The organism is Paenibacillus sp. J14 (genome assembly GCF_000518465.1).
In the GTDB taxonomy this organism is placed as follows: Bacteria; Bacillota; Bacilli; order Paenibacillales; family Paenibacillaceae; genus Fontibacillus; species Fontibacillus barengoltzii.
In genome coordinates this window covers 1-15,439 of sequence record NZ_JADQ01000015.1, presented here as the reverse complement: position 1 = coordinate 15,439, position 15,439 = coordinate 1, and the positions used below count along the sequence as shown (strand labels likewise).

Below are 15,439 nucleotides of genomic sequence, written 5' to 3'. Positions count from 1 at the left end.
GGGGGCCGTATTAAATTATACCACCAAGATCAGCCCAAAACGTTACCTCCGACGCGCCCTGCTCCCCCTCTTCATTTTGAATCTGTCTATTACCACGGAAGCGGACCAAACTCGTTGGAGAACGTGCCCATTGGGCCATTCTCGTCCAGGAGCGCCAGACGCACCGGTTCACGTGCGGCCTGTTCAACGGTTCGCGTCCCCGCGTAGTTATTAAAATCCGTTCCGGTGAAGCCCGGGCACGCCGCATTCACCTTGATGCCGGACGACTCAAGTTCGATGGCAAAGGCAAGGGTTATCGCATTAAGAGCCGCTTTGGACGGGCTGTAAGATGCGGTGAACACCGAGCGATGCGGAAAATTCGGATCGGAGTTCATCGTTAATGACCCGGATTCGCTCGATACGTTAACAATGCGGCCTGCCGGCGCTTCACGGAGGAGCGGCAGCATCGCTTGGGTAACAGCGATCACGCCAAACACATTCGTCTCGAATACGGCGCGCACTTCATCGAGCTTGGCAACACTCGGAAGGCTATCCTTCACCACCTCCTCGAGCGATCTGCCCGGCTTACCGGCATGGGAGATACCCGCATTATTGACAAGTACATCGAGTCGACCAAATTCGTTCCGAATACGTTCTGCCGCAGCGTTGATAGTGTCCTGGTTCGTAACGTCAAGCTCGATGGCATGTGCGCTCTCCCCAATGCTCTTCGCTGCAGTTACCCCATTCTCAAGATTGCGTGACCCGACGAGTACAGTAAATCCGTGCGCTGCAAGGTCTTTGGCGATTTGAAGTCCAATGCCTTTATTTGCCCCCGTGACCAAGGCAACCGGTTTATTATGCATAACGACTCTCTCCTTTTTTATGGATTGATGAAACAAACTTCCCTAAGCGATTAGGTTGATATGTCAACCAATGAAAGTCTATCTCCAGCAACTTCCCGTTCCCCATCCCAAGATTGAGCTGCGTCTTTTTATGTCAATCTTGCTTGTATCGTTCCTTAAGAATACCCGACCCGATTCCGGAGACAATCATCAGCACCAGTGGGCCAAAATTCCATAGGAATTTGCCGCCAAGCAGGTCAATATCGAGCGAGAATACTTTGTTCAGAATGAGGACACCGATCTTAATAAGTAGCAGAACAAGAGCTGCCAAAAATAGAACATCAAAGAAAAATTTTAGTTTCGGATGAGCCAACTGTTTACTTTCTTTGATCACCTTTTTTGTCAGCTCCTCATCACTTTTTAATAACTCATCAAGACTAATATCAAACAAGTCGCTTATCTTCAAAAGGGTTTCAATGCTCGGATAATTCAGCCCTTTCTCCCATTTGGAGACTGACTGGCGACTGACAAACAACTTCTCGGCTAATTCGTCTTGAGTCCAGCCCTTTTTCATTCGCTCCGCTTTTAACTTCTCACTAAAGATCATCACAACACAGCCTTCCTGAAATTGATAAGCTCATTTTAAGTGATGCCATCTCTAATGTAAAAGAACGGATTGGTTACATCCCAGCGCAACCTCAGGTTGCAAGCGTGATATTAAGCTAGACACGGCCTCTACGTCTATCCGCGCGAACGGCGCTCCGCCTTAAATGCGTAAGTCTTGCCTCTCCATACCGTAAACCAGATGATCAGTCCAAGAAGTGCAACGGCCCAAGCAAAAGATCCCGCCCCGGTGGAATCCAACAACAGTCCGCCAACGACGCCCCCTCCAGCAACGGCCAGGTTAAAGACGGTCACCAGCATCGATTGTGCCACATCCGCTCCCTCGCCTGCCGCATCCGCGATAGCCGTCTGCAGCAATGTGGGTGCACCTCCGAAGGTCAATCCCCAAATCGAAACACACAGATAGGTGATCGCATGGATTTCGCTAACCAGCCCAAGTGCGATGGAACCCAATACGAACAAAGCCAAGCTGATCAGTGTCAGGAAACGAAGCCGGACGTCTATAAATTGACCTGTGATCCAAATCCCAACGATGGATGAGCAGCCAAAGATCAGCAGAATGAGGTCCAGACGATTCGCAAGCCCGATGTGAGCCATAAATGGCGCGATGTAGGTATAGAGGATGTTGTGAGCCAAAATCCATACAAAAACGACGAATAGTACCGAGCGAACCCCAGGAATTAGGAAAACTTCGGGGATAGGCTGCCGTTGATCATGTCTTTGGCCTGGATAATCCGGCACTGCGGCAAGGATCCACACGATGAGAGCCAGCGCAAGGATGGAGATCATTCCAAAGATCCCCTGCCAATCAAGCAAAGTGCCAAGCCAGGTGCCCAGCGGTACACCTAGAGATAAGGCAATAGGCTGACCCACGCCCACAATCGCGAGTGCACGCCCCTGCAGATGATATGGCACCATTCTTCTCGCATAACCGGCTAGCAGTCCCCAGGTCAATGCTGCCGCCATACCTGCAACGAATCGAGCACCCAAGGTCAAGTAATAGTTGGTAGACAACGCGGTTACCGTGTTAAAAAGAAACAAGCCGCCGACTGCCAACAATAATACATGTTTCCTGCGCCATCCACGCGTTGCAGCGATCAGCGGAATGGCCGCCACCACCGAGCCAAAGGCATATAGCGATACAAGCTGGCCCGCCATCGCTTCGGAGATGCCAAAATCCTTGGAGATTTGCGGCAGCAACCCTGCCGGCATCGTCTCTGTTAATATGGCGATAAAACCAGCCATAGTGAACGCAAGAAGTCGCCAAACGGGAAGTCCAACTGATGCAGGTGCATCCTGAAAGTGAATGCCTGTTGGTGTAGATTCAATATTTTTAACTTTATTCATAGCGTTATCGTTCTTCTCACACCAATCCGGATGCAGCCATATCTTTGTCCTGATGCCCCGCTTCGAGCGCCCGCCGGAATCTTTGCAGCCCGGCAGCGGCAACTTCTGCAGTGAGATCCGCCTGCTCCACAGCTTCCATCACCAGTTGGGCGTCTTTGAGCGCATTCGCCACCGAGAAGCTGACAGGATAATCATTCGCAAGGATTAAAGCCGCTTTAGACTGAAAAAATGCACTATCCATCGGTCCGCCCTTCACCACATCCACCACCAACGCGGGATCAACGCCCAGCCCCTTGGCGATAGCTAAGCTCTCCGCAACACCATGTGTCAGTGCGAACGCCCAGCTATTTAATGCAAGCTTGAGCCGGCTGGCCGCTCCAATCTTCTCCGACACCCACACGGTCCGTTTGCCAATTGCATCAAACACGGGTTGCACGGTATCTCGATCTTGAGTTGGCCCGGACGCCATGATAACAAGTTGGCCCTGTTCCGCCGGTTGACGAGTGCCCTGGATGGGGGCATCAAACAGTCTGAGTCCATGCCGCTCCGCGAAGCTCGCCAATTCTTCGATCGCTTGGATGCCAACTGTACTCATCTGAATCCAGATCGCTCCCTGGGATAAACCGGAGGCTGCACTTTTCATCACTTCCAGCACGGACGCCCCATCCTTCAGCAGCGTAAGAATTATATTCGCACCTTCCACTGCCTCCTGTGGCGAGTCAAAAACATCCAAACCGGATGCGGCAAGCGCCTCTGCTTTGGCACGTGTCCGATTCCACACACGCACAGAGAAGCCCTGCTTCTGCAGATTACGCGCAACGGGTGCCCCAATAATGCCGGTGCCAAGTACGGCGATCGTTTTTGGATTTGATTTCGTCTCTGCTGCTGTCATTCGAATAACCTCCTCTTTTTTGGAACGTTCATTACAATACTCTGCAAAAAAATTCCTGCAAGGTGTACTGCAGGTTTTTTCAAGATAATTTAGAGCGGTGCGATGTTAGCCATTATTAAAGTACCTGAAGAGTGACCTCCACAACATCGAGCAAAATTTGCCGCCGATCCTGCCCAAGATACCCTTTACTTAACACTCGCATCCCTTGAATTGCATTGAGGATAAAGCGAGACAGTGCGCGAACATCCTTGTCTGCAGCAATTTCTCCGCTCTCTTGGGCATATAACAAGGTCTCATAGATGGTTGATTCAAAGGATTTTAAATTTTGCGTCACAATGGCAGCCACTTCCGCATCATGGCTTGCAAGCTCAAGAGCTGCGCTGGCGGTCATGCACCCAAGCCCTTTATCATCGCTGAGTTCTTCATTCACCACTTCCATCAGTAAAGCTCTAACGCGCGCTTTAACTGAACCAGGTCCAGATAACACCGCAATTTTCTCTGCCTTCAACTCCTGGTATCGGCGCAGCGATTGCTCATACAGTTCATGCTTACTGCCAAAGGCATTGTAAATACTGCTTCGACCGAGTTCTGTGCCTTCGACTAAGTCTTGAATAGAGGTCGCCGCATAGCCGCGTTCCCAAAACACATGCATGGCAGCATCCACGATCTCGTCTGGATTAAACTCTTTGGGGCGCAAATGCTCACCTCCCTGCGTCATTTTGAAATGGTCATTACAAAATAGAACATAAATCTTTACCCTTTTTTTGTCAAGACTGATGTGCGTGAGATGAACCTGATTTGAAAAATAGCCGGTAAACATGGGAGTTGCATCTTTTACCGGCTTTTTTCAACATAGCGAGGCCTTGTCAGACTGCAGTATCTTCTCGCAATATAAATTTACTTAAATCTTCTTGCAATTTCCGGGACATGTCCCTCAACTCCTCGGCAGAGCTTTGGATTTGCTCCATAGAGGCCAGTTGCTCTTCTGCAGCGGCCGCCATGTTCTCCGCTTCATCCGAAGTCTGATGAGAAATATCGGAGATCTCCGCAATAGAGGCAGTTACTTCCTCCATCTCGGCCGACATTTCTTCAGAGGTAGCAGATACTTCCTGAATCCGTTCGCTGACGAGCTTGACCTCATTCAGAATTCGATCGATGGCCGCTTGAGATCGTTCAATGGAATCCATCCCCGCATTCGTCTCGGTCTGCATCGAATTCATGGCAGCTACGGTATCTCCAACAAGGGATCGTATAACATTTAACAGTTCCGAAATGGTCTCCCCGGATTTGGATGTTTCTTCAGCGAGCTTTCCAACCTCTTGTGCAACAACAGCAAAACCACGACCATGTTCCCCTGCGCGCGCCGCTTCGATATTGGCATTCAGCGCAAGCAGCTTGGTTTGATTCGCAATATCCATAATAACTTGAATGATTTGCTCGATCTGCGCGGAATGCTCATCGAGCTTAGTTACAATCTGGGAGGACTCCAGCTGCGTCTTCTTAATGCTTGTCATTTGATTTACGGTCTCCACCAACTGCTGATTCCCATGATCTGCGTGATCATTCGCTTTCATTGCGATCATGGCAACCTCGGATGCAGCCTCAGCAACCCGCTGAACACCAATCGCCATCTCATTCATGGTAGCCGACGTTTCTGCGGTCGTTCTCTTCTGTGACGTTGTCCCTTCCGACACTTCCTGTACCGCAACAGCCACCTGCTGCATCGCCATGGTAGATTCATTGGAGATTTCAGATAGTTTCAGGGAAGCCTGGAATGTGGTTGCCGCAATTTGCTGACTATTGCTCAGCACCCGATTCATCGATCTTTGCATTTCATTAAAGGCAATCCCGACAAGCTGCAGCTCATCCTTCGTAGGTAAGACAATATCCTGAGAGAAATCGCCCTGGGCCATGGCTTCGGCACGCTGTTTTAAAGTACGAACGGTTTCGATCACGCTTCGATAGAAGGATACATAGAATTGGAATACCAACAGCAGTACCACAGCTGTAATCAATAAGAAAATATTTCGCACCGTCGTAATATCATGGATACGTTCCTGAAGCTTATCGCCCAATTCGATTGCGGCCAACTCGAATAGCTCACTCGCTGATTTAATGGCCGTCGTTCCTTCCTCAAAGAACACATTAGCATCCATGCTCATCCCGTTAGGGTTTAAAATTTCTTCATCCAGCAAGCCGAGAAATTGCTGAAGGTTCTGTACAGTTTGTTCCCCCTTCTTAAGGAGTTCCTCATTCATGGTGTTGTTCAACTCGTAAATTTTGGCCAGCGACTTGTTCAGATTGTCGAGTTCGACCTCACTCATTGAAACTTCTACTTGCAACTGAACTGCCATATCATTCGACAGTTTTCCTGTGACGAGAACCCCATTTCCCTGTCCCCGGAAGACCGCTGCGCTCTCAATTAATTGAGGCAGTTCCTCGACGGTCATTTTCATCAAGTAATAGGAGTTAATCTCATTATCCAGAGATAGGCTCGACTCATCCGCACTGAGAACGATCAGCTCTTTAGCCAAGGACACCAGATCAGAATGACGATCAAAACTCTCGGTTGCCTTTAAGCCTTCATAAGAGTTGAGCAGGACTTCCCATTCTTTTTTGAGAGAATTCCATTTTTCATAGGATTGGGGAAGACCATGCTCAAGAAAATGATGGTCCATTTCTTCAATTAATTGAGAGATCTCTTGTTGCTTCGCCTCAATTTGAGCCTTGGCATCTTTATTTCCGTTCAGGTACCCGTTTACAAGTCCGCGATGCTCTTGAACCCTCAGGATGAAAGGCATCAAGTCTTCGACTTGCTCCAAGCCAATCCGCTCATTCTTCATTGTTTTCAGATCATTTTGCTGCGTTGAGATCCAGATAGCTAGAAGGATAGCAATCGGAATCAGAAATAACAAACTGATCAGCATGAATTTTTGTCCATATTTGAGCCTCGTAATGATTGAGGTAAATGGACTTAGAAATTTGTCTAGCATCTTACCACACACCCTTTGCATATATATGCATTTCCTTTGATGCCCTTGTGTGTTGCCAAGATATTCGACCTGAGATTTAGTAGAAAAACCACAATCTATCGATTGTGGACTGAGGTAAACGAACCGTAATCTTTATTCACGATATCCGATCTTGATGTGTAAACCTGCTAGCTCCTGCTCGAATCCGGTCATACTTGGCTTCATAATCTTGAAAATTAACAATAACCCGTTCAATCTGCACGGGTAATCTCGCTCTGATCATCCTGCTACATAAGTCCCCGCAACAAATTGGATCAGATCAAAGATGAATCCTTGAATTCCATACTCTTATATTTAAAGTATCGGCAAAATTTTCTCTATTGTGAATAGATGCACAAGTAAATCTAAAATTTCTCCTCGCTTATCTTCATGCAGACGCAAAAAAGTAACCAGCTTAATGGCAATCTTGAACATACGAACTCCTCCCAAGACCTTACAATACCTATGATACAGCTATCCGTACCGTTCACAAGAACATACTAAAGGCCATCCTTCATAGGATGGCCTCACGCTGGCTACCGTGATCATCATCAAGAAAACTCTCTGGTCAACCTACCCCTGCGCTTCCCTCCAAGCCTTGTCCAGACGCTGCTTCTGAAGCAAATGATGGCGATAGTGCATTTCGATCAGGTGGAGCCATTCCAACGCATTTAATCCGCCGAATTGCGGATGGGCAACTGTATTTCGAGCGATCTCTTTACTCGATTCTGATCGACCCTCGGTAACCAGATCAAACACCAACGTAATCTTGGACTCCATCTCGCTCATCTTGCGTAATGTATCCTGCATTCCACCCACAAGCTGTTCTTTGCTTTCCGGTTGCGGCGGTGTGTATTGTGGGGACGGGGGAACTCGGACTCGATCTGGCGGAAAGCTCCCCATTGTGAACAGCTTCTCACCCAGCTGCGTCTTCCCCTCCCGTGAGACTTCCGTGCCGCCGCCCGGTTCAAGGCATAGTGCGGCATTCCTCAACTGCCACTGTGCAGAGCGGATTAAATGCATGTACATCTGTCCCAGTGACCATTCGTCCTCCGCCGGCTTCCATAGCAGTTGATCCAGACTTACACCATCCAATTCGCGTATATAAGTGGTGACGGTCTCCTCGAATTTACCCAATATTTCTTTCGTATCCATTACTGAACCCAACCCCTTCCTGTTCAAGTTAGATTCAGCATACCTAAACACTACTGACAACAGTTTGTCAGTAGTGTTCCAGCATTTTTTGGATTTCCTCTCGAACTTGGGCACGCAACGATTCCGGCTCCAGTACACGTACCGCCGCTCCCCATCCAAGCGTCCATGGAAGAAGGTCCTCCACCCGCCGAACGCGGAACGTCGCCAACCCGCCTTCCTCCCCCAGTTCGAACGACTCCATATAGAAATTGTCTGATTCCTGAACCCGGTCTGCAATGGCATGATCGACCCACATGCGGACGGTCACATTCCGATCGTCTACAGATCGGTGATCCTGAAAGCTAAAGCCCGGCACGATGTTGAACGACTCTTCCAGTACAACAAGCTCGCTCATACGAGACAGCCGAAAGTGCCTGATGTCTTGCCTCAGTTCGCAGAACGCAACAAGCATCCACACCCCTTGAGAAAAAACGAGCCCATAAGGATGCACCATCCTCACGCTATGACGATCTCCATCCGGATCCGGCCATTTTTTGGAGTAGCCAAACCGAACCTTCCGCTTCCGCAGAACCGCTTGGCGTAACTGTTCGAACGTCTCTTTTTCCTGCCCGCGCGTTTTCGTTCCATGTTCATTCAGCAGTCGAATTGTCGATCGAATCCGCTCGGTCTCCTCGAATACGTTCTCCGGCAAAATCGCCTCGATCTTCTCCTGCGCACTGCGCGCCTTCGCCCCGTACTCCGCGTCCAACCTCATGTTGACGAAATCCGCCCCGATAAGCAGCGCCACCGCTTCCTCCGATGTGAAGCTAACCGGAGGGAGAAAGTATCCATCCATTAAGGAGTAACCAACTCCCGGTGCCCCCGCCACCGGAACCCCCGCTTCGCTGAGCGCTTGGATGTCACGGTATATCGTGCGGACACTCGTCTCGAACTTGGCGGCCAAATCCTCGGCGCGCAGTACACCTTTACGCTGCAACTCAATCACGATGGCCAGCATTCGATCGGTTTTGTTCACATCATCCGCATCCTTTTTTTGAAACATCAAAATGACCTTTGTCTTTTATTCGCTTTCAATTACCCCGTTGCGTGTTTTCATACAACTGAAACATATCCATCTGCGCACCCAGAGCCTTAGCATTTTGGAAAGCCTCCCTGACGCTTCGTTTGTTCTGAATCAGATCGTAAAAGAACCTCAGGACAAACATGAGCGCATCATTTCCATCTGGATAGTCATTAGGTCCAATATAGAATTCACAGCCACTGTCGAGAAATGCTTGTGCCGTCTCAAATGCTCCAACTGAGCACCCGGTGCCGATGACCGTTTTCCCTGCCAGCTTGGCAAAGCGTCTGATCTCCTCCGGCCCAAAGTTCCCCTTAGGTTCCTCCGGTTCGTAGATGCTTTCTTCCAGCTCTGGCATGATCAGTTGGCCTTCGTCGCCATGGAAGCTAAGAATGATCGTGTCCGTATTCGGATATAGATCCTTGCCGGATAGGATATCTATCAGATCGCTTGGTCTGCCGACCCAATAAGTAAACACTCTTGCACCAAAATACTCCAGCGTGGCTCGAATGGCTTGGACTTCCATATCGCAATCAGGCCCGCATACCAATGCGACGTTCATTTCAGGTTTACTCATCTTCTTCCCCTCAAATGGAGGTCCGTCTCCTCCTATCATTTCCCAATATTTTACCATCAGGTGAGATGCGGGGGCAATTTGGGTGAGCACGATAATATTAAGAGGCTCTCGATTTGCGAGAGCCTCTTGCTTTGCTTATGTGTTTATGTAATCAGCGATAATACGAAGTAGTCAACGGAACAAAGACAGCTCCTCCATTTTTCGCATTCCCATTAACATATAGGGAGTTGAAACCGCTAATATCAACCTCAATCGTCACAAGTCCATCTTCCGGTTTAATGACATCGACAGTTTTCAGTACCGTTGAACCTTCAGCATCTTTAATTTCAAACTTTTCAATGTTTTCCCCGATGGCTGCAATTTGAAGATAGAGCTTTTGATATTGCTTCTTGGGATACAGCATAAAGCTGCTGCTACGATCGCCGGAAGCAGAATTATAATATACCTCTTTGTAATCTTTGCCTTGATAAGTTGTATATTGAGGGTCTTTCGTATGGTACATATCATCGAAGCCTTTGGCAATGGATGTTCCTTCAACTTTTTCTCCTAAGTTGACAGTATTCGTTGCTGCATCGAAGCTGACCGCAACGCCTAGAGCTTCTGATACCGCACGAACGGGCAAATAAGTTGTATTATCGTAAGAGATTGGAACGACTGGCTTACCATTTTGATTTGTAAGTTGCACAGCAGTTCCATTGACTACAATCTTGATGTCATGGTTTAAGTACGCTTTAATTTCCTGGAGTTTGGAACCTGCGAATACGCCTGTTCCCATACTGGCCGCTAAAGACAGCGCAATTAGAATCGCAAAATATTTTTTCTTCAAGTGATAACTCCTCTCTATATTGAAATTATTAAAATTAATTCATTATACCAAGTATTTAAAATTGAAGGCAAGCAAGGAATGGCTAAATCATTTTGTGTCATTACGAGAGGCCCTAATGCTAGATATGATGCCGATTGAAGCACACTTGCTTCATGCAATATTGCTCTTTTACGGTTTTCTTGTCGTCATACATGCGTGTGTCACAAGTATGATAGAGTTGCTCATAATTCATGCCGTCTTCGCCCACAAAGGCAACTCCAATACTAGGAACAATCTCGATTTGGATTTGATCCTGTCTATACAAGTTATATTGGAAAGCGTTCCGAACCTTGTTAACTTGCTTAAGAAATAGATCCTCGGAATTGATTTCTTCAAAGAACATCACAAATTCATCGCCGCCTAAACGTGCGAATAGATGTGGTTTCGGCAAGTGTTCACGCCAAAATCTCGCCGTAAAAATCAGCACCTGATCGCCAATTTGATGACCATACGTATCATTGATTTCTTTAAAAAAGTTTAAATCACATATGATCATCGCACCGTCTGGTTTTCGATCTTGAGCTAACTTTCGCTTTACTTCGCCTTCGAAGTAGGCACGATTGTATACACCCGTGAGTACATCGTGATAAGCTAAGTACTCATTTAAGGTTCTGAGCTGAAACTCCTGTGTTACCTCATGAATCATGCAATAATAATATGTTTCGCAGCCCAGATTCACCTTAGAAGCATCAATCAAAACGATGTTCTCGTTGCCATCTTCATTTAAATAATGGATCCGATAACCTTTGATGGTGAAGTTCTCATCTAAATGAGCAAACATTTGATCCCAAGCATCGGGATCATTTTGATAATTAAAATAATTTCTAAAATCCGTCTGAATTCTCATTTGATAGTTCAACTTTCCAATGTCATTGACCTCTAGCAATTGCTTATTATTATCGAGAATCACCATCGGTGTCGCAGAAGATTCCATGAGGGAAGAATAACGTTTGGCAGCACTGGGGACTAGATTCAACTTTACGATGAAGCAAGCAATGAGCGTACAGGCCATAGCCGACAACCATAAACCTGGTGTTGCTGGCACAACAAACGGGAAGGAAACGACAGGGATCCCCGAGAGAACTATACCGAAACACGCAATCGCCGCAAAACCAAAGCATACCTTAAAGAAGAGTTGATGTCCCGCAGACACTACATATTTGTAACCCATACATAAAAGAGCTAACACAACGGTACACGATCCGATATTCGCCAAGGTAGAAATGAGAGGCTGTGTCATGATGGTACTTCCTACATACCCCATACCTAGCATCAGAATAGAGAAGCCATAAAAGATACGAGGAAGCCCTGCCATATGGGAGGGTTGCATGGTTTGTATCATGTCATAGAGGATATGAACAATGAAGGCAAAGCTTAAGTAAAGGGCGATCACCCCAACATAAAGATGGATCGAGCGACTCCAATCCGTTGACACCATTAAGGCAATCAACTCGGCTGTAAAACCACCCGCACTGCATAAAATTCCTGCCGCTAGGAATCTTGCCGTTTTATAAGGGTACGACCTAACTAAGATGTAAGTAGCGAAAATCCATAAAAAAATACTAGGTACAAGCAGCGTTAATACATCACACATTACATTCTCTGTCCTCAATATCAACACCCTCTTAATACAGCAAAATGAAGGACACCCCTGCCAGGCATCCTTCACAGATACGATCTAAGTGATTCCTGTCATGTTTTCAACTGTGAATGAAGCCCTGACTCACTCAAATGGATTAATTCTAATTTAGCATGGTTAATTCCCACATATACGAAATGTAAAGAAAACTTTAAGTAGAACGAACCCCCGATTTTTCAATTGTCTTTGCACCATAAAATCGTATAATGTATAAAACTGGATCTGAAGATCTTTATCGGAATGGAAGTTCGGAGATCATGATGAAAAAAATTCTACCTTTCATGGATTGGGGCATATTCGCTCTTCGTTCGTACCATTATATTTTGCTGTTGTCCCGGCTTTTCATTGACGGCATGCCCTCAACCCGCACATCGTTATACATGATCTGGTTGCTGGCAGCGTTTATCGTCCCTATCCTATTCTGGTTCCCTGGGCGGCGGATGAACAAAACCTGGTTCTGCATCATGGAACTGCTGCTAGGCGGCTCTTATTATGTGAACTCGGTTTTCCATCCTGATTTGGCATCCAAGGCAGACTATTTGTTGCCGAGTCTTGCAATGGGGTATTTGTGCACTCGATACACACTCTGGATCATTCCTATCGTTGCTTTGATTCCTTTTACCTTTCAATCTCACTTCAAATTGTCTTGGGAGCAGACCCTCGGTATCGGAACAGATAACCTGATCTTTTGCTTTATCGGGGTATGGGCAAGCTCCGTAGCCAATGCGTACGATCAGAAAAATAAACTGGTAGCTGAAGTGGAGCAGCAAAATAAGCTGTTAACCCACTACGCCGCGGAAGTTGAGAAGATGACTTTACTTGAAGAACGCCATCGCTTGTCCAAGGAGCTTCATGATACGCTTGGGCACTCTTTTATATCGCTTATTATGAGCCTCGATGCTGCCATTGCCCTGTTGGATCACAAGCCGGCCGAAGTCAAGGATCGGTTAAATCGCTTAAGAGAATTAGCTGAGCGCAATCTGAACGAAATGAGAAGCATCGTCCATGAGATGGGCGACGAAGGAGAATCAAATCTTTACCAACAGATTGAGACACTTGCGTTCAATTTCCGGGTACATACAGGAACTGATGTGGTTTTAAACCTGTCAGGAACTGAGCCAGCGTTGCGTTTCCAAGCACGTCAGACCATCCTGCGAGTCATACAAGAATCTTTTACAAACGCATTAAAACATGGAAAAGCAACTCAACTGCATCTGGAGCTTCGGTTTTCTGAGACCCACGTGCATCTATTCATCCGAAATAACGGCAAGCCGATTAATCGGCTGGAATATGGCTTTGGCTTGACTGCTATGAAACAACGGGTTGAGCATTTGGGAGGAACCCTGTCTGTATCATCTGAAGCCGGAACGGCCCCGGTTACCGAGGTCAGCTGTCAATTTCCTCTGGAAGGAGTAATCCTGCATGTCCAAAATTAAAATGCTGATTGCGGATGATCAGGAATTAATTCTTGAGAGTCTCCATATCGTGCTGTCGATGGAAGAGGATTTTGAAATTGTCGGGTTAGCCAAAAATGGCGAAGAAGCCGTCAAATCCTGCGAGCAGTTACAGCCGGATATTGTACTGATGGATATCAATATGCCAGTCATGGACGGCGTCGCTGCAACAGCAAAGATTAAAGAGCGAACACCTGCAACCAAAGTCATTATACTCACCTCTTACCGGGAAGTGGAATATGTGTTGACGGCATTAAGCCATGGCGCGGAAGGCTATTTGCTCAAAGCGATTCATCCCAAGGAACTAGCTGCGGGCATACGTGTCGTTCATGCGGGAGGAACGTTAATCACGCAGGAGATGGCCAGTAAAATGATCAAAAATTTGAACCTCAGCCCTGCCCCAAAAATAAACGAATACGGACTTAGCGCTCGCGAAATTGAAGTGCTGCATAAGCTGGCTTCAGGCATGCGTAATCAAGACATTGCCGAGGCCCTGCATCTTAGCGAGGGAACCGTTAAAAATTACATCTCAACGATCTATTCGAAGCTGAATGTGGGAGGACGGCAAGAGGCCGCCCGTAAAGCCCGAGATTCAGGGATCATATGACTTTTTAATGACGAATACTCACTATGGTTTATGACTTTTTCAGCCTACACTCGTAATAAACGAGCAAAAAAAGGGGCTGAAACAACCATGAACAGCAAGTTCTCACGTTTTCCTATCACATGGATGTTGGCGGGGGCTTTGGGCATCATTTTGATCGATTCCCTATTTCGACCCTTGGCCTATCAGGCAGGAGAAGTCGCTTCCCTTGCGATTACATTCGTGGAAGGTTCGATTGCTATTCTCGTATATAAGCTGACAATGAAATACCTTGCTAACCGTCCAACTCCTGAATTAACAAGACAACGCGCAGGTATTGAAGCTGGGATGGGGCTTGTAACAGGGGTACTCTTTATCCTAGTGTCCATTTTGATAATTGTTGCTGCGGGAGGGTACACCTTTCAATGGTCGAGCTCTGCAGATACAAGCTCCATTCTGGCATCCTCCATTACCTCAGCTTTAGGCGCAGCCTTTGTAGAGGAGCTCATCTTTCGCGGGCTTATGTTTCAAGCCATTACGAAATTGGCCGGGCCCTGGCTCGCACTCGCTGTAACCTCACTCTTCTTCGGAATAGCCCATCTTGGGAATACAGGGGCAACACTATGGAGTGCGTTCGCTATTTCCATTGAGGCGGGCGTTCTGCTTGGAGCGGCATTTATATGGCGGCGGAACCTGTGGTTTGTCATGGGACTGCATTTCGGCTGGAATGCCGTCGAGGGCTTGCTTGGTATTCCTGTTTCTGGGCACACAACAACCGGTCTGTTTACGGTGAAAGCAGAAGGTGCCGCACTTCTCACTGGGGGAATGTTTGGCCTTGAAGCCTCTATTGTTCCCGTTGTGGTCAGTCTGGCGATCGCCATTCCGATGCTGATGGTTGCCAAGCGGAAACAGCCCTCGTTTAAAGAAATTTGATCTGATCTTACCGGCTGCTGATCATATTCCTCTCCTGCTTCCGGGGCGGGCATCATCCTTGTTCACTTCCACTTTTTCGTATTATTTCTCACATCCACTAGGATTTTACAATGCTATGTTAATTGTGTATACCTTACCCTACTTAAGTCCAGCGGTATGATGTCAAGCTGTTGATTTAATCGAANTGGAAATTTCCCGTGCCTGTTGAGCGCGGAGTCACGAAAAAAGGGCGCATCAAACCAAACCCAGCCAAAAACCATGTCAGATACCAGATTTTTACTGGGAATTCGTGAAGGACTAAGGCAAAGGAGGCGTTAATCCTTGGCGCTATTCACCTTCCTTCGAGGCGTGTAGAGTTGGCCGCTGCGTAGCAGCACATCGACCAGACGCACGAGTTTTCTTGCCGTTAAGACGAGGGCGCGTTTGTGTTGATTCTTGGGCACTTCGTGATACTTCTTCCGGTAATATTCACCGAATT

The 15,439-nt window shown here is 47.3% G+C and carries 14 protein-coding genes and 1 pseudogene; 3 read left to right on the top strand and 12 right to left on the bottom strand.

Going from position 1 to position 15,439, the window contains the following annotated elements; translation table 11 throughout:
• Nucleotides 1-89: 89 nt before the first annotated feature.
• The 11 genes from M891_RS0107680 to M891_RS0107625 form a co-directional block, all read right to left on the bottom strand.
• A complete protein-coding gene (locus M891_RS0107680; RefSeq protein ID WP_016314515.1) occupies nt 90-842 on the bottom strand; it encodes an SDR family oxidoreductase in 753 nt (250 codons plus the stop codon).
• 133 nt (nt 843-975) lie between these two features.
• Entirely contained in the window at nt 976-1,428 is a 453-nt protein-coding gene (locus tag M891_RS0107675; RefSeq protein ID WP_016314516.1) for a helix-turn-helix domain-containing protein, read from the bottom strand.
• Between the two features lie 134 nt (nt 1,429-1,562).
• Nucleotides 1,563-2,792 (bottom strand): MFS transporter, encoded by a 1,230-nt coding sequence (locus M891_RS0107670; RefSeq protein WP_016314517.1) that lies wholly within the window; start codon nt 2,790-2,792, stop codon nt 1,563-1,565.
• Nucleotides 2,793-2,808: 16 nt separating this feature from the next.
• A complete protein-coding gene (locus M891_RS26135; protein WP_416285453.1) occupies nt 2,809-3,690 on the bottom strand; it encodes an NAD(P)-dependent oxidoreductase in 882 nt (293 codons plus the stop codon).
• 109 nt (nt 3,691-3,799) lie between these two features.
• Complete coding sequence (locus M891_RS0107660; protein WP_232228305.1) at nt 3,800-4,504, bottom strand: TetR/AcrR family transcriptional regulator; 705 nt, start codon at nt 4,502-4,504, stop codon at nt 3,800-3,802.
• A gap of 46 nt (nt 4,505-4,550) precedes the next feature.
• On the bottom strand, nt 4,551-6,677 hold the full coding sequence (locus M891_RS0107655; protein WP_028538400.1) for a methyl-accepting chemotaxis protein: 2,127 nt from the start codon (nt 6,675-6,677) through the stop codon (nt 4,551-4,553).
• A 591-nt stretch (nt 6,678-7,268) separates the two neighbouring features.
• Complete coding sequence (locus M891_RS0107645) at nt 7,269-7,850, bottom strand: DinB family protein (protein ID WP_028538399.1); 582 nt, start codon at nt 7,848-7,850, stop codon at nt 7,269-7,271.
• A 67-nt stretch (nt 7,851-7,917) separates the two neighbouring features.
• Entirely contained in the window at nt 7,918-8,865 is a 948-nt protein-coding gene (locus M891_RS0107640; protein WP_028538398.1) for a helix-turn-helix transcriptional regulator, read from the bottom strand.
• Between the two features lie 55 nt (nt 8,866-8,920).
• The gene (locus M891_RS0107635) at nt 8,921-9,487 is read right to left on the bottom strand and encodes a hypothetical protein (protein WP_028538397.1); all 567 of its coding nucleotides are present in this window, start codon (nt 9,485-9,487) and stop codon (nt 8,921-8,923) included.
• Between the two features lie 151 nt (nt 9,488-9,638).
• On the bottom strand, nt 9,639-10,313 hold the full coding sequence (locus M891_RS0107630; protein ID WP_028538396.1) for a stalk domain-containing protein: 675 nt from the start codon (nt 10,311-10,313) through the stop codon (nt 9,639-9,641).
• A 118-nt stretch (nt 10,314-10,431) separates the two neighbouring features.
• Nucleotides 10,432-11,964 carry a GGDEF domain-containing protein gene (locus M891_RS0107625; RefSeq protein ID WP_028538395.1) on the bottom strand — a complete coding sequence of 511 codons (1,533 nt, stop codon included), beginning with the start codon at nt 11,962-11,964 and terminating at the stop codon, nt 10,432-10,434.
• Between the two features lie 284 nt (nt 11,965-12,248).
• Between M891_RS0107625 and M891_RS0107620 the strand changes: the two genes are divergently transcribed.
• The 3 genes from M891_RS0107620 to M891_RS0107610 all read left to right on the top strand — a co-directional run bounded on the left by M891_RS0107620 (nt 12,249) and on the right by M891_RS0107610 (nt 14,961).
• The gene (locus tag M891_RS0107620) at nt 12,249-13,427 is read left to right on the top strand and encodes a sensor histidine kinase (RefSeq protein ID WP_232228304.1); all 1,179 of its coding nucleotides are present in this window, start codon (nt 12,249-12,251) and stop codon (nt 13,425-13,427) included.
• Nucleotides 13,414-14,052 carry a response regulator transcription factor gene (locus tag M891_RS0107615; RefSeq protein WP_016314528.1) on the top strand — a complete coding sequence of 213 codons (639 nt, stop codon included), beginning with the start codon at nt 13,414-13,416 and terminating at the stop codon, nt 14,050-14,052. Before M891_RS0107620 ends, M891_RS0107615 begins: the two co-directional genes overlap by 14 nt.
• 87 nt (nt 14,053-14,139) lie before the next feature.
• The gene (locus M891_RS0107610) at nt 14,140-14,961 is read left to right on the top strand and encodes a CPBP family intramembrane glutamic endopeptidase (protein WP_028538393.1); all 822 of its coding nucleotides are present in this window, start codon (nt 14,140-14,142) and stop codon (nt 14,959-14,961) included.
• A 314-nt stretch (nt 14,962-15,275) separates the two neighbouring features.
• Here M891_RS0107610 and M891_RS25270 read toward each other — a convergent pair.
• Nucleotides 15,276-15,439: pseudogene (locus M891_RS25270) on the bottom strand (IS110 family transposase); the annotation flags it as partial.